Source organism: Nostoc sp. DedVER02, assembly GCF_034530675.2.
Classification (GTDB): domain Bacteria; phylum Cyanobacteriota; class Cyanobacteriia; order Cyanobacteriales; family Nostocaceae; genus Nostoc.
Map to the genome: position 1 here is coordinate 33,997 of NZ_JAVRCP020000026.1, position 22,198 is coordinate 56,194.

The window sequence follows — 22,198 nt, forward strand, 5'->3', positions numbered from 1 at the left end:
TTTGGGTAAATATTCATGTATTCAGCACTCGATTTGAAGATATTTGTTTGCATTCACTCGATAGCATAAGAAGTAAATTGGCGTTTAAAAGGAGAGTGAAACCCAATGACAATATCATAAGGGGGTACACCTAACTCAACCAATCGTTCAGCAACAGATTCTTCTGTCCCGTTATACTGAATCCATATTTTCCCATTTTGAATATCAAAATGCATGACTGGGCCAAACACTCGCTTATCTCCTTGCCAGCCAACATAAGCTAGTTGATAATGATCGTTTTCATTGTCTAAAATTAATTGTGAATTAACTGTATCGGTATTAGATACTATTTGTTGATGTTCGCTCAATACTTGTTTGATAAGTTGTCGATAGCGCTCTATTTTATCCATAGTCTAATTTCCTCACATTTTGGCTCGTAAATTATCAACTTAACTTGGTAACGTTGAATAGCACGTTGGACAAAAGAAAGTTGAAAAAAGTCTTGATATGTTTCAAGAGGAACTGCTAGATAAAGCACCCTGTCTACTTCTTGTTCTTCAATAGCTTGGCAGTAATTTAGATATTGTCCTAGTGCAGTATGAAATTCACTGATATCTGAATCTGCAATAAAACTCTTAATTTCAACAGCTATTTTCTCTGTGTTACGTTCTGCGGCAATGGTATTTTCAGCCGCTAAGTCTATTTGTAGTTTAATCGCTTCACTAATACGAATTGTAAAAGGATCGTGAGTAATTATCCACCCATCTTTAATTAATGCTTTTTTTACCTGTTGATGGAAAACATCTTTAGCCATGTTGCTATCTTTAGATTAGGTCAAATTAACCCAAAATAATATTGTTACTTTATGTAATGTGTTCCCCCAAGGGGTTGTCATTCGCGCAGCGTGTCGTAGACAAGACATCGCACTCTCCATTATTCTCCATCGCTGCGGCAAGTTTTTCGAGATTTTGACGAACAGTGACACTACGCAGATGATTGACACCCCAGACTCGCTCACAAATATCTAAAGCTTGCAAATATAGCGGTTCGGCTTCATCGTAACGTCCAGTCTCACGATAAATTTCTGCCAGATTATTGAGACTTTCAGCAACATTAGGATGATTTTCTCCCAATAAATGTTTATCAAGTTCTAAGGCTTTTATACATAAAGTTTCCGCCTCATTGTAGCGTCCCTGCTCCCTGTACATATAACCAAGAGCATAAATAGTATCTGCTAAAAGTGGATGCGTCTTTTGCAATAGACGCTGCTTAAGTTCCAGTGATTCTAAAAATAACGATTCTGCTTGCTCGTAGTGTCCTTGAGCGCGGTATATCAATCCCAAATTGTGCAAATCTGTTGCAACATCAAGATTCTCTTCTCCCAGAAATCGCTTATCTAATTCTATTGCTTGCAGCGACAAAGGTTCAGCTTCGCTGTAACGTCCTTGATGATAATAAAGTAACGCTAAATTATTCAATATAAGAGCGAAAGAAAGATGATTTTCACCAACCAAACGTTTTTCAAGTTCTAATGATTGCAGATACAGAGGTTCTGCTTCATCATAACGTCCTTGTTCATCATATAGTAATGCCAAATTGTTCAGACTAAAAGCGACATCTGCATGGTTTTCTCCCCACAGACGCTTCCTCAATTCCAAAGCTTCTTGATATAAAATTTCCGCTTTACTATATTGTCCAGTAGATTTGTAGAGTCCCGCCAAGTTATTCAGACTAGTAGCAAAAGAAGGATGATTGTCTCCCAAAAGGCGTTTCCTCAATTCTAAAGCTTGTTTATATAATGGTTCGGCTTCGTTGTAATGTCCTGTTTCACGATAGATTCCAGCTAAATTGTTGAGGCTATTAGCTAAATCTATTTGCAAACCTAATTCATTTTGTAGCTCACTCGCCTGTCGCCAATATTTAATTGCTAATTCCTGTTCTTCTTGATAATTTTGAGATTCACCCCGACCTAATCTGCTGTGGTAAATATCGCCCAATCTTGAGTATAAGGTAGCCAAGGTGGGGTCTTTAGTTCCCCGTTCTTGTTCTATTTTCTCAATTAACCTTTGTAAATCTTGAATGGGTAAGAAAAAGCGATTAGTTTCATTAGTATCTGTGCTAGCTAATTCTGTATCTCGAAAAACAAAGCGGATATTTTCTAATTCTTTACCAGGGATAGCATTTGTCTTTTGAGATTCAAAGCGAAATACACCATTACGCCAACTCCAAAAATCAGGTGCTTTTTTAATCAAGTTGACTAAAATTTGGTTAGTTACCCAAAGTACAATGGCAAAGGGAAACTCGCGCAATCCTTCCCTTGTCCACTGTAAGTAACCAAAAAATTTCTCCTGTTCTGATTGCTCTTTTCCCAACCTGAGAAAATAAAGTTGTTCAGCGCCCGTCACAGTAATCACCGCAGGCTTTTGCTGACGAAGATATTCTTCTTGTTGTAGCAGTTGGTTAAGAGCAGCTTTAAGGCTCGGCTCTTGACGTGCTAAAGTTACTCGATATGGATGAAAAGTGGGTTGTAGTTCAGCTTCATATTGGGCAATAATCTCATCACGAAAGCTAGCATCATCAGAAACTGCAATTAGTAAATTTAATCCCCGTTTTTGAGCTTCAATAGAAACAATTAAATCGTCATAAGCATCTTGATTTTCTCCTTCATCAAATAATTCATCATTTAACATTAATAGCTCCCTGTCTTTTCAGGCTTTCAATAATAATTGGATGAACATCATACCAAGTTTCATCAGTGCGATATTCTAGAACATATAGCCCATGTAGCAAATCTAAAAACTCTGCTTGTTTGGGGTCATTGGGCATATATTGTTCATAAACGCTCTGCAAAATATCTATATCAATCTTTCCTAAACGGATGGAAAAATCATTGCGGATTTTATTGATTGCTTGCAGGAGAATTTTATCGTCAATGATCACTTCGGTTGAGGGATTTCGCCGAATCATCCGCAGACAAATACGGCAACATTCTTTAGAGATCCGAATTAACTCTCGTAATACACCACCACTGTAAATTACAATTTTTTCAGCAGTTTTGTCTGCAATTAATTCACGAGGAATCCGCTTTTGTAAAACTTCACCGAGAATATTTGTTGCTTCGGGGCGAGGCTGGGCATTAGGAAAGCGATTTTTACCTTTATCAAATATTTTTAATACGGGCATTGCGACAACCTGATCGTTAGTTTCAGTGGCAATTATTGTACTAATAAATGTTTCCCGTAGTACGGCAATGGGGATAGTGTAAATGATTTGGAAATTGGGCTGACAAAGAGCTTTAATGTTATCTCGATAAATTTCATTAACTCTTCCTAAATCGAGTTTATCTAAGTCATCAATAATTACTAAAACATTTTGTTTAGTTGCAGCTTGAATTAGGGCTGCAATTTCATTAATTCTGGCAACTAAATCTGATAATTTGCGTTCAAATTCTTGTTTAATTTCATCCCGGACGCTAGCATCGGCTTTTAATTTAGAGCTAATCAATTTTAAGAGGTCAAAACCTATACTAACTTCTGCTTGCAAATTTGATTCTTCAGTGCGGGTACGGGTAGCAAACCACTTATAAAGGGCTTCTTTAGTCGATTGCGGAATATCAACTTTGCGGGCTTCTGCCTCTGTCATCAAATTAACTGCGATCGCAAACAATATATTAATATGATTAACAGCCGACATTTCAATTTTGTCAGCAATAGAAAACAGAACTACAAAATATTTATCTTGAATTTGTCGGCTAAATTCTGCTAATAAAGTAGACTTACCACATCCCCGATGTCCTGTAAAGACAATTTTGCCATCTCCATTAGGACTATCTTCCACTAATTGGTTCAGGTCTGCAATTAAATCATCACCATATTCGACTCTAAATCTTTCCATTTCGTTCCGTTCCATCAAGGGAAACAGTTCGAGATTACTGTAGGCTTCTTGAAAGGAGTTTAATAAATCTTGAGACATTGGATAGTGCTGTAAACGTGCTAACTATTCATATAATGGCTCATGATTTTTGAAGTAGAAGTTTAGGTAATGTCTAGAATAGAGTATGCGTACATAACTTCTCAAATTACGTTAATAAATAACTACTAGGTGAGTAATATGTGATGTCTTAAAAAGAGATACTCTAGTTCCCAAACTTTAACCTATTAATAAGTAACAGAGGTCAATAATCAATAAGGCTGAATGATAGATTATACATTTGGTAATTTAGACTGAATGATAGATTATACAGATAAAATAGTGAAAGCTACTTAACACATAAATAAAATAAAATTTTCAGTTAGAAAAATAAATTTTTAGTGTGCTTCGTCTTATCCTCCTTTAGCCAATGCGATGGTAGCTGTTGTTACTATTGGTTAGTAATCTGTCAAGGAATAATTGACGAGTACATTCTTTGTAGAGACGGCGATTTATCGCGTCTCTCTAACGTGTCAATTTTTTAGACGCGATAAATCGCGTCTCTACATGAGATAAAGATGCGGGACACTAAAGAGTAAGTATCACCTAAATTGGAAGTTGGGTTAAAGGAAGTGAAACCCAACATCAGCGTTGGCTATTGTGATGGGTAATGTTGGGTTTCGTTCCTCAACCCAACCTACGAATTAGTTTTGCTAATTCTTAATCCCTGTGGTGGCAATACCCTGAATAAACTGGCGCTGACCAATCAGAAATAATATCATCACTGGAACTGTCGCTATTGTCACCGCCGCCATCATTAAAGGCCAATTATTTGTAAACTGTTCTTGAAATTCAGCCAAAGCCAGTTGCACTGTTCTTAATTCCGGACGGGTTGTGAACACCAAAGGCTTAAACAAATCATTCCATTCGCCGATGAAGGTGAATAAAAACAGCGTTACCAAGGCTGGACGGGCTAAAGGTAACATCACCCGCCACAATATTTGCAGTCTGTTCGCCCCATCTATAGCTGCGGCTTCTTCTAACTCCACGGGAATTGTCTGGAAATACTGACGTAGCAAGAAAATTCCAAACCCGTTGACAGCAGTGGGTAAAATAAGCGCCCAGTATGTATTTATCAGGTGTCCCCACTTCAAAACCAAAAAGATGGGAATCACCAATAACTGAAAGGGAATCACCAAAGTTGCTAAAACAACCAATAGCAGGGCTTGGCGGCCCCGAAACTTCAATCGCGCTAAGGCGTAACCAGCCAAAGCAGAAGTAACAATCTGAAACGCCGTCACAGCGATCGCTACCAAGGTAGAATTAGCAAACGCCAGTAAAAATTTTCCCTGTTGCCATGCAATGCGGTAATTAACTAAAGACCAGTTATTTTTGGAAACATTTTCCGGGGTTGCTCCCGTCGGTGTAAAGGAGGTGAGAAAAACAATAAACAGAGGTAGTAAAACGATAAATGCCCCTACCAGTAAGATTACTAGACTCAAAAAATCGCTAGATTTCAGATTCCACTTTGGTTCGGACATAAATTTATTATCTACAAAGTATTTATTTTGCTAGTACTACATCGCCCCCAGCAAAAGTTAATCTATAAACATAGTTACTTGTTAAGTTAAATTAAACCACAGAGATTGTTACCCTCAGTTCATAGGGTAAATTCAATTCTTGGTGTCAAATAATTCAAGTTTACAGGAGTAAACATACCATGCAGCAACTTACAGACCAATTTAAAGAATTAGATTTCAAGAGCGAAACATACAAAGATGCTTATAGCCGGATTAATGCGATCGTGATTGAAGGGGAACAAGAAGCCCATGAAAATTACATCACCCTAGCCGGACTGTTGCCAGACTCTCATGATGAATTGATTCGTCTATCCAAGATGGAAAGCCGTCATAAGAAAGGGTTTGAGGCTTGTGGGCGCAATTTGCAAGTAACCCCAGATTTGCAATTTGCTAAGGAATTCTTCTCCGGTTTACACCAAAATTTCCAAACAGCCGCAGCAGAAGGAAATGTGGTTACATGTCTGTTGATTCAGTCTTTAATTATTGAATGTTTTGCGATCGCAGCATACAACATTTACATCCCTGTCGCCGACGATTTTGCCCGCAAAATTACTGAAGGGGTAGTTAAAGATGAATATAGCCATCTCAACTTTGGAGAAGTTTGGTTGAAAGAACACTTTACAGAATCCAAAGCTGAACTTGAACAAGCAAATCGCCAGAACCTACCCATCGTCTGGAAAATGCTCAACCAAGTAGAAGGTGATGCCCACACATTGGCAATGGAAAAAGATGCTTTGGTAGAAGACTTTATGATTCAATACGGTGAAGCATTGAGTAACATCGGTTTCACAACCCGCGATATCATGCGCTTATCAGCCTACGGACTCATAGGTGCTTAAAAAAGTGCCCAGTGACGAGTGCTGAGTGCTGAGTAGTTCAAATTCAGAACTCAGAACTCAGAACTCCTAACTCTCCTAAATTCCCCCCCCTCAAGACAGCATAAGCCTAATAATCACTACATGTTTGGTCTAATTGGACATCTGACTAGTTTAGAACACGCTCAATCGGTAGCTCAAGAATTGGGATACCCAGAATATGCCGATCAAGGGCTAGACTTTTGGTGCAGCGCCCCGCCGCAAATTGTCGATAGCATTATTGTCACCAGTGTAACTGGGCAACAAATTGAAGGACGGTATGTAGAATCTTGCTTTTTACCGGAAATGTTAGCTAGTCGCCGCATCAAAGCCGCAACGCGAAAAATCCTCAACGCCATGGCCCATGCACAAAAGCACGGCATTAACATCACAGCTTTAGGTGGATTTTCTTCAATTATTTTTGAAAACTTTAAGTTAGAGCAGTTTAACCAAGTCCGCAATATCAAACTAGAGTTTGAACGCTTCACTACAGGAAACACTCATACTGCCTACATTATTTGTAAGCAGGTGGAAGAAGCGTCGAAACAACTGGGAATTGATCTATCAAAAGCGACTGTTGCCATTTGTGGAGCAACTGGGGATATTGGTAGCGCAGTTACACGCTGGCTAGATGCGAGAACAGATGTCAAAGAACTTCTGCTAATCGCCCGCGATCAAGAACGTCTCAAAGAGTTGCAAGGCGAACTAGGGCGGGGGAAAATCATGGGTTTAACAGAAGCACTGCCATTAGCTGATGTTGTAGTTTGGGTTGCTAGTATGCCCAGAGGCGTGGAAATTGACCCCACCACCCTGAAACAACCCTGTTTGTTGATTGATGGTGGCTATCCTAAAAACTTAGCGACGAAAGTTCAGTATCCTGGTGTACACGTGTTGAATGGTGGAATTGTAGAGCATTCCCTAGATATTGACTGGAAAATTATGAAAATAGTCAATATGGACGTGCCAGCCCGCCAATTGTTTGCTTGTTTTGCCGAATCAATGCTGTTGGAGTTTGAGAAGTTATACACGAACTTTTCGTGGGGACGGAATCAGATTACCGTAGATAAAATGGAGCAGATTGGCCGGGTATCAGTAAAACATGGATTTAGACCACTGCTGGTTTAGTCATTGGTCATTAGTCATTGGTCATTAGTCATTCGTTATTTGCCAATGACAAAGGACAACTGACAAATGACAAAGGACAAAGGACAAAAGACAAAAAAATAGATAACTCGTAACTTATAACCCCTACGATGGCAACTACTGAGCGTAAACCGCTACTGTTAGATTTTGAAAAACCCTTAGCAGAACTCGCAACTCGAATCGATCAAATTCGGCAACTTGCAGAAGAAAATGGTGTCGATGTTTCTGGTCAAATTCGTCAACTAGAAGCACGTGCCATGCAACTGCGTGAGGAAATTTTCACTAGTCTATCACCGTCACAGCGATTGCAAGTCGCTCGTCATCCGCGTCGCCCTAGTACTCTCGATTACATTCAGGCTATTAGTGATGAATGGATGGAATTGCATGGCGATCGCTGTGGCGGTGACGATCCGGCTTTAGTTGGTGGTGTTGGCCGCTTGAGTGGGCAACCTGTGGTGATGTTAGGTCATCAAAAAGGTCGTGACACCAAAGACAATATTGCCCGTAACTTTGGAATGCCTTACCCTGGTGGCTACCGCAAGGCGATGCGGTTGATGGAACACGCCAACAAGTTTAGTATGCCCATACTAACTTTTATCGACACACCAGGAGCTTGGTCTGGAGTAGAAGCAGAACACCAAGGTCAAGGAGAAGCGATCGCTTACAACTTGCGGGAAATGTTCTGCTTAGATGTGCCAATTATCTGCACAGTCATCGGTGAAGGTGGCTCTGGTGGCGCACTCGGTATTGGTGTAGGCGATCGCCTACTCATGTTTGAACACTCCGTCTATACCGTCGCCACTCCCGAAGCCTGTGCCGCCATTTTGTGGAAAGATGCTGGTAAGGCTCCCCAAGCCGCCGTCGCTCTGAAAATTATTTCCCACGACCTGAAAAAGTTGGGAATTATCGACCAAATACTCCCTGAACCCACTGGTGGCGCTCATTCCGACCCTTTACAGGCCGCTACCACTCTCAAACAAGTGCTGCTAGAAAATTTAGACGAACTCAATCGTTTAACCGCTCCAGAACGCCGCCAATTGCGTTATGAGAAATTCCGCAAAATTGGCGTTTTTACAGAAGTTGCCCACTAAAACTACTGCATAATGATAGATTAGCCAAGCAGCAATGCTATAATTGCCTATGTGCTTAAAGATTTTTAACAATCTAGCCATAGGCATTTGCATGTTTGGTAAATCTACTCAAATTTATTGAGTGGGTTTTGTGTTTTTCATGGCAAGCTATTGCCGTAAGCACAAAATCAAACTATGTTGTATTGATAAAAATCAAACTGCCTGTGAAAACATGAGTAAGACCATAATCGGGTTTAGTCCCAAACTACCCTTGTGGCATACCTAAGTGGCACTAGCAGTTAAAACGGGAAACTCTAAAGACGAATAAGACCGTCCCTGAATTCCATGATTTTGGAAGCTCCAAGATTAATGAAGCAGGTTGGAGTACTTCACGTAATTTAATTTGAGTACGCGGTGTGGTTTTGCAAGCGATGATTTGTAGCCTTCACTGGTAAAATCCACAATATGCCATTGTTGCACCGCATCATAGCATTTACCTAATGAAAATTATCAGATTTTTAGATTCCTTTAATATATCCAAACCAAGAACTGTGAATAATTGAATGGTAATAGGTTTTGGGAACTGCCAAAAAATTCGGAGACGGCATGAGTGTTGAGCAAAAACGACGCGCCTTAATTACTGGGGCAAGTAGTGGAATAGGGAAAGCAACAGCTTTAGCCTTTGCCAAAGCCGGAATAGATGTCGCCTTAGTCAGCCGTTCTTTGAATAAGTTGGAGGCGGTGGCACAAGCTGTACAGCATACTGGGGTGGAAGCTAAAGTTTACGCTGTAGATTTAGCGCGGATCTCTGAAGTAAAAGAAAAGATCCAAGCGATCGCCCTTGATGGTGATATAGATATTTTGGTAAACAGTGCGGGTCTTGCCTACACAGCCACTTTGACCGAAACTCCCTTAGAGGGCTGGCAACAGGTAATTGACTTGAATCTTACCAGCGTGTTTCAGTGCATTGTCGGGATTTTACCTTCAATGCGCGATCGCGGCACAGGCACAATTATCAACGTCGCCTCAATAGCCGCCAAGCAACCCTTTCCTGGTTGGGGAGCATACAGTGTCAGCAAAGCTGGTTTGATAGCCCTCTCTCAAACCCTGGCACAAGAAGAACGCGCCCACGGCATTCGTGTTACAGCTATTTGTCCTGGCGCAGTCAATACCGAACTTTGGGATACAGAGACAGTCAATGTCAACTTAGACCGTTCCAAAATGTTAACCCCGGAAATTGTTGCTCAGTCAATTCTCCACACAGTTCTGTTACCACAACAGGCAGTTATTGACGAATTGATCCTTATGCCCAGCGCCGGCGCACTTTAAATTGCGAAGTTAGGAGTTAGCAGTTAGCAGTTAGGAATTAGAATTTTTAACTCATAACTCATAACTCATAACTCATAACTCATAACTAAATTCAAATCATAACCAAGACTGAATCATGACTATTGCTAGTTCCAACGCTTCCAATTCCTCTCAATCGCCTTTGATTCCCGATTTGGCAGAAGCTATAACTCCCAGACCCGATCGGAATACTCATAATGGGCGACCAGCAGATGTGTTCCCGCCAAGAGAGGAGCAGATGGAGGAAATGAAAGACGCGGTACGGGCAATAATATTGGGCGTTGGCGAAGATCCTGAACGTGAAGGACTCCTCAAAACACCTAAACGGGTAGCCGAGGCAATGCGGTTTCTTACCAGTGGCTATAATCAATCCCTTGAAGACCTTGTTAACGATGCCATCTTTGATGAAGGACATAGCGAGATGGTACTAGTTAGAGATATTAATTTCTTTAGTCTGTGCGAACATCACATGCTGCCATTCATGGGTAGAGCGCACGTTGCTTACATCCCCAACCAAAAAGTTGTCGGACTAAGTAAACTAGCCCGCATTGTTGAGATGTATTCTCGTCGCTTGCAAGTGCAAGAAAGGTTAACCCGTCAAATTGCCGAAGCAATCCAGACCATCCTTGAACCTCAAGGCGTAGCCGTTGTAATGGAAGCTAGCCACATGTGTATGGTAATGCGGGGTGTGCAAAAACCTGGTTCTTGGACTGTTACTAGTGCAATGGTTGGTGTATTTCAAGAGGATCAGAAAACCCGCGAAGAATTTTTTAACTTGATTCGTCACCAAGGAGGGTTCTTTTAAAAAATTGGGAATTGGGAATTGGGAATTGGGAGTTGGGAATTGGGAATTGGGAATTGGTTATTTCCCCCTTGCCCCCTGCCTCCTGCTCCCTGCCCCCTGCCCCCTGCCCCCTGCCCCCTGCTCCCCTGCTTCTTACCCATTCCTCATTCCCTATTCCCTAATTTCTCAAACAACTTGGTTACTTTATCTAAATCCTTATCTCCAGGTGCGCGTTCCACACCACTAGATAAATCAATGCCACTAGGATTAACCTGACTTAAAGCTTCAACAATATTATCTGCTGTTAATCCTCCAGCTAAAAACCAAGGGCAATCGGGGTTAAATTTCTCTAATATTTTCCAATCTAAGGTTTTGCCTGTACCACCAAGTTGTTCGGGATGGTAGGCATCAAGTAGTAAAGTATCTACGTATTTTGTGTAATTACCTGTCGTGTCCAGATGCTCAAGACTAGGAATCCTAAACGCTTTAATAATTTCGACATTAGGTAACTCTTGACGCAATTGGTAGCAAAAATCTGGCGATTCGTCCCCATGTAACTGGACACCAGTTAACCCAGAATCAACAACTATCTGACTGATTTCAGAAATACTAGCGTTAGCAAAAACCCCAATTGTGTCAATATTGTCCGACAGTTCTGCCACGGCTGCCCGAATTTGGGATGTAGTCACGTAGCGAGGTGAGTTTGGTACACAAATAAATCCTAGTGCTGTTGCGCCCAGAGAGGCGATCGCTATAGACTGCTGTGGTTGAGTAATGCCGCAAATTTTAACGCGCATAAAAATTTAACAAATCTAATAATAATTATCAAAAAAGTCTAAACTATCCGAAAAACTTTTGTGCCTTGGTAATTTTATAATTTTGTAGGTCTACATTTTAGGAGACAAAAGATTGATTTCATCTATTTTACTAGCAGCCCAGGCAACTGTTCCCCCAACACCTGTGTGGAATCCTACAGTAGGCATTATCATCAGCATCAGTAGCTTAGTAATTGTTTTGCTAAGTACTAGGATTGAAAAACCCTTAGTTGGCCCCAAATTCCCCATCCTGCCGATTAGTATTCCAACATTCGTCGCAGCGATGGCTTTTGGTCATATTATCGGCGTTGGCATCGTTTTAGGACTGACTAACATCGGTCGTCTGTAGTTTTGCAATGATAGCGGCGTTATTAGTAACGCCGCGTTCAATACAAAACTCCTAAAAACGATTTTAGTTCTTTCTCCAGCAAGGTAACTCATAAGCATTAGCTAGTAGACCTCTGTGTAGTACGTCTAACTCAAGGGGGAGGGATTAACCTTCCCCTTGAACGACGATCCAAATACTTCGTTAGAGGAGCATTTATATGGCTTTAGAGACGGGAATAATCTCCTCTTTAAGGTTTATTGAGTTAATATCATGCAGGAGAAAGAACTATGATGTCATCAATCTTATTAGCAGCCCAGGCCACTTTACCCAAAACTGGCACTGAATGGAACTTGACTGAAGCTGGAATTATTGCTGGCGCTTGTCTATTATTTCTTTTGATTATTCCTCGGACAATTCGCTATCCTCACATTGGCCCTAAGATGCCTTTGCCTTTTCCGTCGCTGTTCAATAATCCCAGCGCTGCTACATTCCTCGCCGCAATGAGCGCTGGCCACCTGATCGGCACTGGTACTGTATTAGGCTTGAGTAATCTCGGCATTATCTAAATTATTTTTTCCATCTAACGAGGGAATGGGGGGGGGGGGGGGGGGGGGGGGGGCAGGGAGCAAGGGGGAAATAACCAATTCCCAATTCCCAATTCCCAATTCCCAATTTTAGACTTTTGTTCACAGGCATTAATTGTCTATTCTAGAAATAAGAGCATTTCGTAACTCGGCACTACCGAATTGATGCTCAAAAATATACGTGTAAGTATATACGCAAATATTGCAGTATAAGAATTACTGGCAATATCTAGTTTTAGGACAATGTAATGCAAACAAATTGGAAAATTGGGTCTTTATTTGGAATTCCCCTATTTTTAGACCCTTTATGGTTTGTAATTTTAGGGTTGGCAACCCTCAATTTTGGGGTAGCTTACCAAGAGTGGGGAACTGTTATAGCTTGGAGTGCTGGGATAATTATGGCACTGTTGCTATTTAGTTCGGTGTTGCTGCATGAATTAGGTCACAGCTTGGTAGCCCGATCGCAAGGCATTAAAGTTAATTCAATTACTCTGTTTCTATTTGGCGGGATTGCTGCTATTGAAGAAGAATCTAAAACTCCTTTCAAAGCCTTTCAAGTAGCGATCGCAGGGCCATTGGTGAGTATCATACTATTTTTCCTACTCCGCTTAGGAGTTACCGTAATCCCTGACACCAGTCCCCTCAGTGTGATGGTCGGAGATTTGGCGAGAATTAACTTGGTGGTAGCTCTATTTAACATGATTCCCGGTTTGCCTCTAGATGGAGGACAAGTGTTAAAAGCAGCACTATGGCAAGTCACAGGTAATCGTTTCCAAGCAATACACTGGGCTGCAAGGGCTGGGCAAATTTTGGGTTATAGTGCGATCGCTCTAGGATTTGTTGTAGATTTCTTAACAAGAGAATTAGTACTTGGTTTGTGGATTGCGATGTTGGGTTGGTTTGCTGTCCGCAACGCCAGCAGTTATGACAACGTGACCACATTGCAAGAAAGCCTACTCAAAGTAGTGGCCGCTGATGCCATGACTCGTGACTTTCGGGTTGTCGATGCTGACCAGACATTACGCTCCTTTGCCGATTTATACTTATTGGAAACCGCTCCCTCACAGGTTTATTTTGCTGCTTCTGATGGACGTTATCGGGGTCTAGTTTCCATTGACGATTTTCGTCTAACCCAAAGAAGTGAATGGGAAACTCAAACCTTACACAGCATAGTGCATCCCCTGACAGAAATACCCACTGTTACCGAAGCAACAACCATAGCTGAGGTAATTAACAAGCTGGAAAATGAGCAGTTACCTCGAATTACCGTCCTTTCTCCTGCTGGCGCTGTAGCTGGTGTAATTGATCGAGGAGATATTGTGCGATCGTTGGCACAAAAGTTAAATTTGCGGCTCACAGACACTGAAATCAAGCGGGTAAAAGAAGAAGGTAGCTATCCACCTGGGTTGCAGCTGGGAGCAATAGCGAAATCAATTGCAAATTAACCGTCATACCGTTGTCATAGTTTTGCAATAGATTCGTCAAAAACTTGTGTGATATTGAATTTGGTATTTGGTTACAAAATGCTTTTTTTGGGTAAAAGGTAGGGTTTCCTACCTTTTTTATTTTTTAAAGCTGAGTTTGATGTCAGAAAATGTCCCAAAACATTAGACATTAAGCTTTTCACTCAAATCTATCGAGCGTTCTGACAAGCTTGAACTAACTTTAAGACCATCCCGCCCTTACGAAGGCATGATTATTACTGAAGTGATGGGGTTGACTGAAGCAGAGGTAGCAACTTTAAAAGCTTTGGGGGCATTAGAAGTAAATTGATGCAGGACTACAATACATGTCTTAATCTCCAAAATCAAAACCCATGATTTTTTGGATATTCCTCTATTCAAGTTGTTTTCTAAGCGATGGTGTTAAAATCATTAGTCCTCTAACAACTTCTTCAGGAGTAGCCGTACCATTGATTACCTTTGGTGCGATCGCCATAACTTCCAAAGCCAGGTTTGTGGGAATTCCCTTTGCTTCTAACCGCTTCAATTCTAAAATATCAATACCTATCGCTAATCCATCCAAATACTCTTCTACAGTCACTCCTAAGTTTTCAATCTCCTGCATAAATATAATTTCCTGTTTTTTTGTTCGACTCTTAGCTATCAAAGCCTACCAGGTTGGAAAATTATTAAAACTTCAAGTTGAAAGTGAGTAAAATGTAATTACGTGATATACTACACCTCTCACTTACCCTGGTTTTATGGCACTGCCAATTGTTGCAATTATCGGACGTCCAAATGTGGGCAAATCCACCCTGGTTAATCGACTCGCCGGGGAACAAACGGCGATTGTCCATGATGAACCGGGAGTGACACGCGATCGCACTTACATGCCAGCTTTCTGGAATGGCCGCGAATTTTTAGTCGTAGACACTGGTGGTTTAGTCTTTAATGATGATACCGAATTTTTACCATTAATTCGCCAGCAGGCAATGACAGCCCTTGCAGAAGCTTGTGCTGCTATTTTTGTCGTAGATGGTCAAACAGGCCCCACATCGGCAGATTTAGAAATCGCCGAATGGATGCGCCAACAACCCTTACCTGTGCTACTAGCTGTAAATAAATGTGAATCTCCAGATCAAGGCTTAATGCAAGCTGCCGAGTTTTGGGAATTGGGATTGGGCGAACCTTACCCCATCTCCGCAATTCATGGCAGTGGTACAGGAGACTTACTTGACGAATTAGTTAATCACATCCCTGCTGTTGAAGACATCCCCGAAACTAATGAAATCAAAGTGGCAATTGTCGGCCGCCCGAATGTAGGAAAATCGAGCTTACTGAATGCTTTTGTCGGTGAAGAGAGAGCAATTGTTAGCCCAATTTCTGGCACAACCCGCGATGCAATTGATACCGTTATTGAACGAGACGGACAAACTTACCGCTTAATTGACACTGCCGGTATTCGCAAAAAGAAACATATAGAATACGGCACAGAATTCTTTAGTATTAACCGTGCTTTCAAAGCGATTCGTCGCGCTGATGTGGTTTTATTAGTACTAGATGCTGTAGATGGAGTCACTGAGCAAGACCAAAAATTAGCTGGGCGGATTATTGAAGAAGGTCGAGCTTGCATTATTGTCGTTAACAAATGGGATGCTGTCGAGAAAGACTCTTACACAATCTACGATTACGAAAAAACCCTGCAATCACGGTTACATTTTACCGAATGGGCAGAAACAATTTTTGTGAGTGCCTTGTCAGGACAACGGGTAGAAAAGATTCTCGAATTGGTGAAAACGGCGGCTGAATCACATAAACGTCGTGTCAGCACATCAGTTATTAACGAAGTATTAACAGACGCTGTTAGTTGGCATTCACCCCCAGCATCTCGTGGTGGCCGTCAGGGCAAAATTTATTATGGTACACAAGTAAGTAGCCAACCACCAACGATCGCACTATTTGTCAATGATTCTAAACGCTTCAACGACAACTACCGCCGCTACATTGAACGCCAATTCCGCCAACAGCTAGGATTTAAAGGCACGCCCATTATTTTACTTTGGCGCAGCAAAAAAGTCCGTGATGCGGAAATTGGTAATGTTAATAGAGCAACTCGCGTCAAAATAAGTTAGGAGACGCGATGAATCGCGTCTGTACAAGAGGCGCGATTAATTGCATCTGTATAGGAGTTATAAGTTAAATTCAAAATTGCTAACTATAAAACCCTATCGCCTTGAGCTTGATAGCAGTACAAGGTAAAAGTTATAAATTAAACTCCTAACTCCTAACTCTATCTAAAATGGATTTACTGCGATCGCTGCCACTTGGACTTTATTTAGAACAACCCCAAACTTGGCTGCATAAAATCGATCCGCGAGTCAAGTTCGCCTGGTTGATGAGCTTTTTAACAAGCTATGTTTTAGCCAACAACTTTTGGCGGGTGCTGCTGGTAGTAGTATTGATTATTGCCACCTTGATTGCCAGGATTCCCCGCCGAGTATGGCAGCAACAAATGGGTTGGCTCTTAATGCTATCGTTTTTTGTCTTAGCGATCGGAGCCATCAGCCCTGATGGAATGGGTGTAGATTATCAGCCACGCCTACCAGCTAATGAACAAATATTAACCCAGCCAGTAAATTCTAAAAATATTGTTCCAGAGCAGGTAAGCGATCGCAAAAAATACAGCTATGTGCTATTTCACAAAGGCCCAGTCAAAGTAACTCGTCGCTCCTTGGATTTGGCAGTAAGGCTGAGTACATTAATATTTACCGTAATTTACAGCACCAACCTGTATCTGCTGACAACCGCACCAGAAGAAATCACATCTGGTATAGAAAGCCTCATGCAACCCCTGAGACGCTTCAAGTTACCTGTTACAGAAATTGCTTTAACTTTAACCTTATCCTTGCGCTTTATTCCTCTAGTTTTAGAAGAAGTGCAAAACTTATTTCGCTCTGTGATGACGAGAGCAATTAACTGGAAAAAGCTGGGATTAAAAGGAGGGTTCAAAGTTTGGATGACAGTCGCAGAAAGACTTTTAGAAAATCTGCTTTTACGAGCCGATCAAATGGCAAATGCAATGACGGTTCGGGGTTTTACCAGTCCCAACGAACATAGAGTGCAGTGGCACGATTTACGATTTAAAGCGCGTGACTGGCTTGCTATTGCGATTTTAATTGTATTCTGGGGAATACGCATAGCTATAGGAACTCAAGTTTAATTTTGCATTGAGAAAATGGTATAGAGGTAATTGCCAGTAGTTGTAGTTATTTGTACTCACTGCTGAAAACTGTTAACTAACTATTAACAACGCTTAGAAACAAGTATGATCAAGGCTTGGTATTGGCGATCGCTACCCTTAGAAAAGCGCACAGGTTCTGAAATTTTTGCTACTCTTTTTCGCCCCACCGCCGCGCCCGCAATTGCAACCCTACTAGAAAGTCCCTACCCAACGCCAATCGATCATCCCCAACTCAGCCGATATTCTATCTGTGCAGGCGCTCCTCGTCTAGTTGATGGCATCCCTCAGATGTGGACACCAGAAGTAGGAAAGGTTTTTCCCTTCCTCGAAAAGTTGTTACAGCAACAAGTAGAGAGAAATGAGGGGGACAAGGAGACAAGGGGACAAGGAGACAAGGAAAATAACCAATGTCCCGCCCTGCCCTTCACGGGCGGCTGGTTAGGTTGGTTAGGCTACGATGTGGCATGGGAAATTGAACAGTTACCCCATCATAAAATTGATCCCCTACCATTTCCTATAGCTTTTTGGTATGAACCAGATTGTTTTGCCGTTTTGGATCACGCGCAACAAATTCTTTGGCTAGCTGCTAGTGATGCAAGTGGACTCGATCGGTTAGAGAAAAAATTGGAAAAAAGACGAAGCGATGAAGGAGATGGGGAGATAGAAAAAATAACCAATGTCCAATGCCCTATGCCCTATGCCCCATCTCCTCCTCTATTTTTGACATCGCAAGCAGATTACGAAACAGCCGTAAATCAGGCAAAAAAATATATTCAAGCCGGAGATATCTTTCAGGCAAATCTTTCATTGCGATTTCAAGCGTCTACATCGGCTGCTGGTTGGGAAATTTATCAAGCCTTGCAAAAAATCAATCCTTCACCTTTTGCCAGCTATTGGCAGACACCCTGGGGAGAAGTAATAAGTTGTTCGCCGGAACGGTTGGTAATGTTGCAAAATCGGCAAGCCGAAACTAGACCGATCGCAGGGACGCGATCGCGTGGTGTCACACTAGAACAAGATATACAACTGGCACAAGATTTACTCAGCAACACCAAAGAACGTGCAGAACATATCATGCTAGTGGACTTGGAACGCAATGATTTAGGGCGAGTTTGTGAATGGGGAACCGTTACTGTTGACGAATTGCTAACAATTGAGCGATACAGCCATGTGATGCATCTTGTCAGCAACATCAAAGGTACTTTAAAAAGCGAATGCCTACGGCACGGCGAAGCCGAACGCACAGCTATTGATTTGATTCGTGCCACATTCCCAGGTGGTACAATTACAGGCTGTCCGAAAGTCCGTTGTATGGAAATTATTGAAGAACTAGAACCCGTGCGACGCAGCTTGTTTTACGGTTCCTGTGGCTATTTAGATTGGCGTGGCCATCTAGATTTAAATATCTTAATCCGCACCCTGCTATTAGCTCCCGCGTCTCAACAAGCAGGAGAAGAAACCCTTATTGGGTACTCAGCACTCAACACCGTCTGGGGACAAGTTGGCGCAGGAATTGTCGCAGACAGCGATCCTGAGAAAGAATGGTATGAATCTCTGCACAAAGCCCAAGCACAATTGGCAGCCTTGAAAATGCTGAATAATCAATAGGGAATGGGGAATGGGGAATGGGGACAAGGAGACAAGGGGACAAGGGGACAAGCAGAATAACTATACTCAATTCCCAATTCCCAATTCCCAATTCCCAATGCCCAATTCCCAATGCCCAATTCCCAATTCCCAATTCCATTTTGTGCCATTTAGCCGCAGTTGTGGCAGTATGGAAAGAAGTTGAAAAGTTGGCTGTTGCCATTGAAAACTTCAAAGGGTGTTTTCTCTTGCTAGGTCGAACTTTTAACAAAAGGATCGGGGCTGTTTTGTACCTTGCTCCCTACAAATTGGTCAATTGAAGTCACCAAAGCAGATGGTGATATCTATCAACCAGCCTCTACTCTCGGAATCTACGCTTTGCGGCATCTGTTGTACCATTTCGCTTCACTACCACTAGCTTCATCTGCCAATTAGAAACTAGATCGAGGTCTTCGTAACCGCAATTTTGCATTTTAAGCAAATATTCTGACGAATGTTGGTATTATCGTCTGAATGTTTGGAATTCACTGCGAAAAGATATATAACTCCCACCTTGACTACACCTTGACTATTAAATGAATCCAGAAAACGCAGAAACTTACATAAACCATCCAACTTGGGGTTTACTTTACAAAATCTGTATGGTTGATGAGAACCAGGATTTGTTCACTACACTTTATGCCCAGCGCCTGTTTTTTTTGGTGGCAAATGACGTTAAAGGTGTTAAATTCCAGTCTCTAGGACGTACTGAGGCGAGAATGATGTTGGAAAATCGCTTACGTACCCTGCGGCGCAGTGGACATTCTCAGGAGTACGATCAGCTTCAGAGTGTTTTCCAGCGCACCTTCCAATGAGTAGTTCGATTTCTGAACGTATTGTTTCCATTCGTTCCTCCCTACCAACTTCAGTCAAATTGATTGCTGTGAGCAAACAAGTTCCTGCCGAGGCCATTCGGTTTGCATACACCGCAGGAATTCGTGATTTTGCGGAGAGTCGTATCCAAGAAGCTGCCAGCAAACAAGCCGAGTTGCAAGACTTACCGGATATTACCTGGCACTTTATTGGACATTTGCAAAGCAATAAAGCTAAAAAAGCCCTTGAACAATTCTCTTGGATTCACTCCGTGGATAATTTGAAGCTGGCACAGCGCTTAGACCAATTGGCGCAGCAGCTAGGAGTGAGTCCCAAAGTTTGCTTGCAAGTGAAAATTCTCCCCGATGCCAATAAGTCTGGTTGGAGTGTGTCAGAACTTTTGGCTGATTTACCCACGCTCGACCAATACAAAAATTTACAAATTCAAGGTTTGATGACAATTCCGCCTTCAGGATTAAATAATTCGGAAATTTTGAATGTGTTTAATCTCAATCGTGAGCTAGCAAAGAAAATCCAGGAACAAAACTGGTCACACATTAAAATGCAGCAACTATCTATGGGTATGTCAGGCGACTACGAACTAGCAGTGCAAGCAGGTGCAACAATGGTACGATTAGGAACAATATTGTTTGGCGATCGCTCTTAGCGTTTGCTCGTTAGCCTTGCAAGTCAGTATTAATAGAGATCGGGATTTGATGACAAGAATTTTCTAACAGACTGGTGCAATTAGAAACAAAGGATATAGTATTGACAAGAGCAATCGCCACGAGAAAATGGGGTAAAAAGAACTTTCCTTCGGACAAACCTTAGGATATAATCTTGACTCATTATTATGTTTAGGCGATGCACAGACCTTTCCAATAAGTGTCAGTTCATCGCCAAAACCCTTAGTATGGACTACAAATAGCAATATACTTGCTGAAGTATCCACCGATGTAGCGAGCGCTCCTATCTAAATAAATCCTAAGCCAAGTCAAACAGGCTATTCGCACCAGGAGAGTACACAGACAATGAACAACATCTTTTCCAAACTCAGAGACTTTGTGGGTCTAAATGAGCAAGTGGAATACGAATATTACGAAGAAGAACCAGAAACAGATAATAATTACCAAAATCTGTATCAGCAAGAAAATCCCCAACCCCCAGCCCCACAAGAGAGCGCAACCGCTCAAAATCGACGCTGGCGGGAACCAGTGCCTACAATGGGAGATGATATCGCAGCAGGTTCAAAGCCAATGGGGAATGTGATTGGTATGCCAGGAGCAATTAACGGAATTTCGGAAGTTTTAGTCCTCGAACCGCGCACCTTTGAAGAAATGCCCCAGGCAATTCAAGCGTTACGAGAACGGAAGTCAGTGGTATTAAATCTGACAATCATGGACCCAGATCAAGCTCAACGAGCAGTAGATTTTGTTGCAGGTGGTACTTACGCACTAGATGGACATCAAGAGCGCATTGGTGAGAGCATCTTCTTGTTTACACCAAGCTGTGTCCAAGTTAGTACCCAAGGTGGCGTTCTTCATGAAGTACCACAACCCCCAGCACGCCCCGCTCGTCCTACAGGTTCTCCTAATCAAACCTGGGGCAACGAAACTAATCGGATGGCACAATAAAGTTCAATTAGTTGTTAGTCATTTGTCCTTTGTCATTTGTTCTTTGTGCTTTGTCTAAAACTAATGATCAATAGCTAATGACTAATGACTAATGACCAATGACAAATAATTAATGACTATAAAATTTGGGTTAATTGGTGGTGGGATAATGGGAGAAGCGCTCTTATCCTGCCTTATCGCGCGTGGAATTTATCAATCATCAGAAGTTATAGTTAGCGAACCGCTACCTTCTCGCCTAGATTTTTTGAAGCAGCAATATGATGTTATTGTGACAACAGATAATAGTGAGGTTTTCACGCAAGCCAAAGAAGTTGTCTTTTTGGCAGTGAAACCACAGGTATTCAGTGCGATCGCTCAAGAATTAGCAGATATTGATATTCTTAATAGAGAAAACTCACCCCTGATTATTTCCATACTGGCGGGTGTGCCTTTAAGTCAGCTAGAAGCTGCATTTGTGCAATTGCCAGTTATCAGAGCAATGCCCAACACCCCTGCAACTGTGGGAGCAGGGATTACCGCCATTTGTTTGGGTGCATATACAAATGCCAAGCATCACCAAATAGCACAGCAAGTTTTTTCGGCTGTGGGTGAAGTTGTGGAAGTCTCAGAAGGACTGATGGATGCAGTCACAGGGCTATCTGGTAGCGGGCCAGCTTACGTGGCGCTGCTAGTAGAATCACTTGCTGATGGCGGAGTATCCGCAGGTTTACCTAGAGCAATTGCCAATCAACTAGCATTGCAAACCGTACTAGGAACAGCGAAACTGTTGCATGAAACCAAAATGCACCCAGCAGAACTAAAAGATCGCGTTACTAGCCCCGGTGGTACAACCATTGCAGGAATCGCCAAACTAGAACAGGCAGGATTCCGTTCAGCTTTAATTGAAGCAGTCAAAGCTGCCACAGAGCGATCGCAAGAACTGGGAAAATAAATAAGAGTCATTAGTCATTTGTCATTTGTCCTTTGCAAATGACCAATGACCAATGACCAATGACAAATGACTATTAACGAAGTTGACAAAAGACTCGTTAATATAGTAAACAATCTGG

Annotated in this window: 23 protein-coding genes; 16 read left to right on the forward strand and 7 right to left on the reverse strand. The window is 41.9% G+C overall.

From position 1 onward, the window contains the following. Positions 1–53: 53 nt before the first annotated feature. The 5 genes from RMZ41_RS22625 to RMZ41_RS22645 all read right to left on the reverse strand — a co-directional run bounded on the left by RMZ41_RS22625 (position 54) and on the right by RMZ41_RS22645 (position 5,429). Positions 54–389, reverse strand: coding sequence for a XisI protein (locus RMZ41_RS22625; protein ID WP_322643933.1), 336 nt, complete (start codon positions 387–389; stop codon positions 54–56). Continuing rightward, on the reverse strand, positions 377–793 hold the full coding sequence (locus RMZ41_RS22630) for a XisH family protein (protein WP_322643932.1): 417 nt from the start codon (positions 791–793) through the stop codon (positions 377–379). Before RMZ41_RS22630 ends, RMZ41_RS22625 begins: the two co-directional genes overlap by 13 nt. Positions 794–842: 49 nt before the next feature. Continuing rightward, on the reverse strand, positions 843–2,669 hold the full coding sequence (locus RMZ41_RS22635; protein WP_322643931.1) for a tetratricopeptide repeat protein: 1,827 nt from the start codon (positions 2,667–2,669) through the stop codon (positions 843–845). Beyond that, entirely contained in the window at positions 2,659–3,951 is a 1,293-nt protein-coding gene (locus RMZ41_RS22640) for an ATP-binding protein (RefSeq protein WP_322643930.1), read from the reverse strand. The genes RMZ41_RS22635 and RMZ41_RS22640 overlap by 11 nt, the downstream gene beginning before the upstream one ends. 650 nt (positions 3,952–4,601) lie before the next feature. Next, positions 4,602–5,429, reverse strand: coding sequence for a carbohydrate ABC transporter permease (locus RMZ41_RS22645; protein ID WP_322643929.1), 828 nt, complete (start codon positions 5,427–5,429; stop codon positions 4,602–4,604). 179 nt (positions 5,430–5,608) lie between these two features. Here RMZ41_RS22645 and RMZ41_RS22650 point away from each other — a divergent pair, with 179 nt between their 5' ends. From RMZ41_RS22650 to folE, 5 genes are all read left to right on the forward strand, one after another. Beyond that, positions 5,609–6,307 (forward strand): aldehyde oxygenase (deformylating), encoded by a 699-nt coding sequence (locus RMZ41_RS22650; RefSeq protein WP_322643928.1) that lies wholly within the window; start codon positions 5,609–5,611, stop codon positions 6,305–6,307. A gap of 120 nt (positions 6,308–6,427) precedes the next feature. Next, positions 6,428–7,447: a long-chain acyl-[acyl-carrier-protein] reductase gene (locus RMZ41_RS22655; RefSeq protein WP_322643927.1), complete on the forward strand. Its 1,020-nt coding sequence runs from the start codon at positions 6,428–6,430 to the stop codon at positions 7,445–7,447. Positions 7,448–7,575: 128 nt separating this feature from the next. Continuing rightward, positions 7,576–8,556 carry an acetyl-CoA carboxylase carboxyltransferase subunit alpha gene (locus RMZ41_RS22660; RefSeq protein WP_322643926.1) on the forward strand — a complete coding sequence of 327 codons (981 nt, stop codon included), beginning with the start codon at positions 7,576–7,578 and terminating at the stop codon, positions 8,554–8,556. Between the two features lie 585 nt (positions 8,557–9,141). Further along, the gene (locus RMZ41_RS22665; RefSeq protein WP_322643925.1) at positions 9,142–9,864 is read left to right on the forward strand and encodes an SDR family oxidoreductase; all 723 of its coding nucleotides are present in this window, start codon (positions 9,142–9,144) and stop codon (positions 9,862–9,864) included. A 115-nt stretch (positions 9,865–9,979) separates the two neighbouring features. Then, positions 9,980–10,687 carry a GTP cyclohydrolase I FolE gene (gene folE, locus RMZ41_RS22670; RefSeq protein ID WP_322643924.1) on the forward strand — a complete coding sequence of 236 codons (708 nt, stop codon included), beginning with the start codon at positions 9,980–9,982 and terminating at the stop codon, positions 10,685–10,687. A gap of 143 nt (positions 10,688–10,830) precedes the next feature. Here folE and RMZ41_RS22675 read toward each other — a convergent pair whose 3' ends face one another. Next, positions 10,831–11,463: a phosphoribosylanthranilate isomerase gene (locus RMZ41_RS22675; protein ID WP_322643923.1), complete on the reverse strand. Its 633-nt coding sequence runs from the start codon at positions 11,461–11,463 to the stop codon at positions 10,831–10,833. A gap of 112 nt (positions 11,464–11,575) precedes the next feature. Between RMZ41_RS22675 and psaK (RMZ41_RS22680) the strand changes: the two genes are divergently transcribed. The 3 genes from psaK (RMZ41_RS22680) (at position 11,576) to RMZ41_RS22690 (ending at position 13,838) form a co-directional block, all read left to right on the forward strand. After that, on the forward strand, positions 11,576–11,830 hold the full coding sequence (gene psaK, locus RMZ41_RS22680; protein ID WP_322643922.1) for a photosystem I reaction center subunit PsaK: 255 nt from the start codon (positions 11,576–11,578) through the stop codon (positions 11,828–11,830). A 266-nt stretch (positions 11,831–12,096) separates the two neighbouring features. Next, the gene (gene psaK / locus RMZ41_RS22685; RefSeq protein ID WP_322643921.1) at positions 12,097–12,375 is read left to right on the forward strand and encodes a photosystem I reaction center subunit PsaK; all 279 of its coding nucleotides are present in this window, start codon (positions 12,097–12,099) and stop codon (positions 12,373–12,375) included. Between the two features lie 266 nt (positions 12,376–12,641). Further along, positions 12,642–13,838 carry a site-2 protease family protein gene (locus RMZ41_RS22690; protein ID WP_322643920.1) on the forward strand — a complete coding sequence of 399 codons (1,197 nt, stop codon included), beginning with the start codon at positions 12,642–12,644 and terminating at the stop codon, positions 13,836–13,838. Between the two features lie 391 nt (positions 13,839–14,229). Here the strand turns inward: RMZ41_RS22690 and RMZ41_RS22695 are convergent, their stop codons facing one another. Continuing rightward, positions 14,230–14,460 (reverse strand): hypothetical protein, encoded by a 231-nt coding sequence (locus RMZ41_RS22695; protein WP_322643919.1) that lies wholly within the window; start codon positions 14,458–14,460, stop codon positions 14,230–14,232. Between the two features lie 136 nt (positions 14,461–14,596). On the opposite strand from RMZ41_RS22695, the gene der reads away from it, so the two are divergent. The 8 genes from der (at position 14,597) to proC (ending at position 22,080) form a co-directional block, all read left to right on the forward strand. Continuing rightward, on the forward strand, positions 14,597–15,967 hold the full coding sequence (gene der, locus RMZ41_RS22700; protein WP_322643918.1) for a ribosome biogenesis GTPase Der: 1,371 nt from the start codon (positions 14,597–14,599) through the stop codon (positions 15,965–15,967). A gap of 167 nt (positions 15,968–16,134) precedes the next feature. Beyond that, on the forward strand, positions 16,135–17,055 hold the full coding sequence (locus RMZ41_RS22705; RefSeq protein WP_322643917.1) for an energy-coupling factor transporter transmembrane protein EcfT: 921 nt from the start codon (positions 16,135–16,137) through the stop codon (positions 17,053–17,055). Positions 17,056–17,160: 105 nt separating this feature from the next. Further along, complete coding sequence (locus tag RMZ41_RS22710) at positions 17,161–18,684, forward strand: anthranilate synthase component I (protein WP_322643916.1); 1,524 nt, start codon at positions 17,161–17,163, stop codon at positions 18,682–18,684. Between the two features lie 273 nt (positions 18,685–18,957). Further along, entirely contained in the window at positions 18,958–19,098 is a 141-nt protein-coding gene (locus RMZ41_RS22715; protein WP_322734334.1) for a hypothetical protein, read from the forward strand. 140 nt (positions 19,099–19,238) lie between these two features. Next, positions 19,239–19,517: a transcriptional coactivator PipX gene (gene pipX / locus RMZ41_RS22720; RefSeq protein WP_069068710.1), complete on the forward strand. Its 279-nt coding sequence runs from the start codon at positions 19,239–19,241 to the stop codon at positions 19,515–19,517. Next, entirely contained in the window at positions 19,514–20,182 is a 669-nt protein-coding gene (locus RMZ41_RS22725) for a YggS family pyridoxal phosphate-dependent enzyme (RefSeq protein WP_322643915.1), read from the forward strand. Before pipX ends, RMZ41_RS22725 begins: the two co-directional genes overlap by 4 nt. A gap of 364 nt (positions 20,183–20,546) precedes the next feature. Next, positions 20,547–21,149, forward strand: coding sequence for a cell division protein SepF (locus tag RMZ41_RS22730; protein WP_322643914.1), 603 nt, complete (start codon positions 20,547–20,549; stop codon positions 21,147–21,149). Between the two features lie 112 nt (positions 21,150–21,261). Beyond that, the gene (gene proC, locus RMZ41_RS22735; protein ID WP_322643913.1) at positions 21,262–22,080 is read left to right on the forward strand and encodes a pyrroline-5-carboxylate reductase; all 819 of its coding nucleotides are present in this window, start codon (positions 21,262–21,264) and stop codon (positions 22,078–22,080) included. The last annotated feature ends 118 nt before the right edge of the window (positions 22,081–22,198 follow it).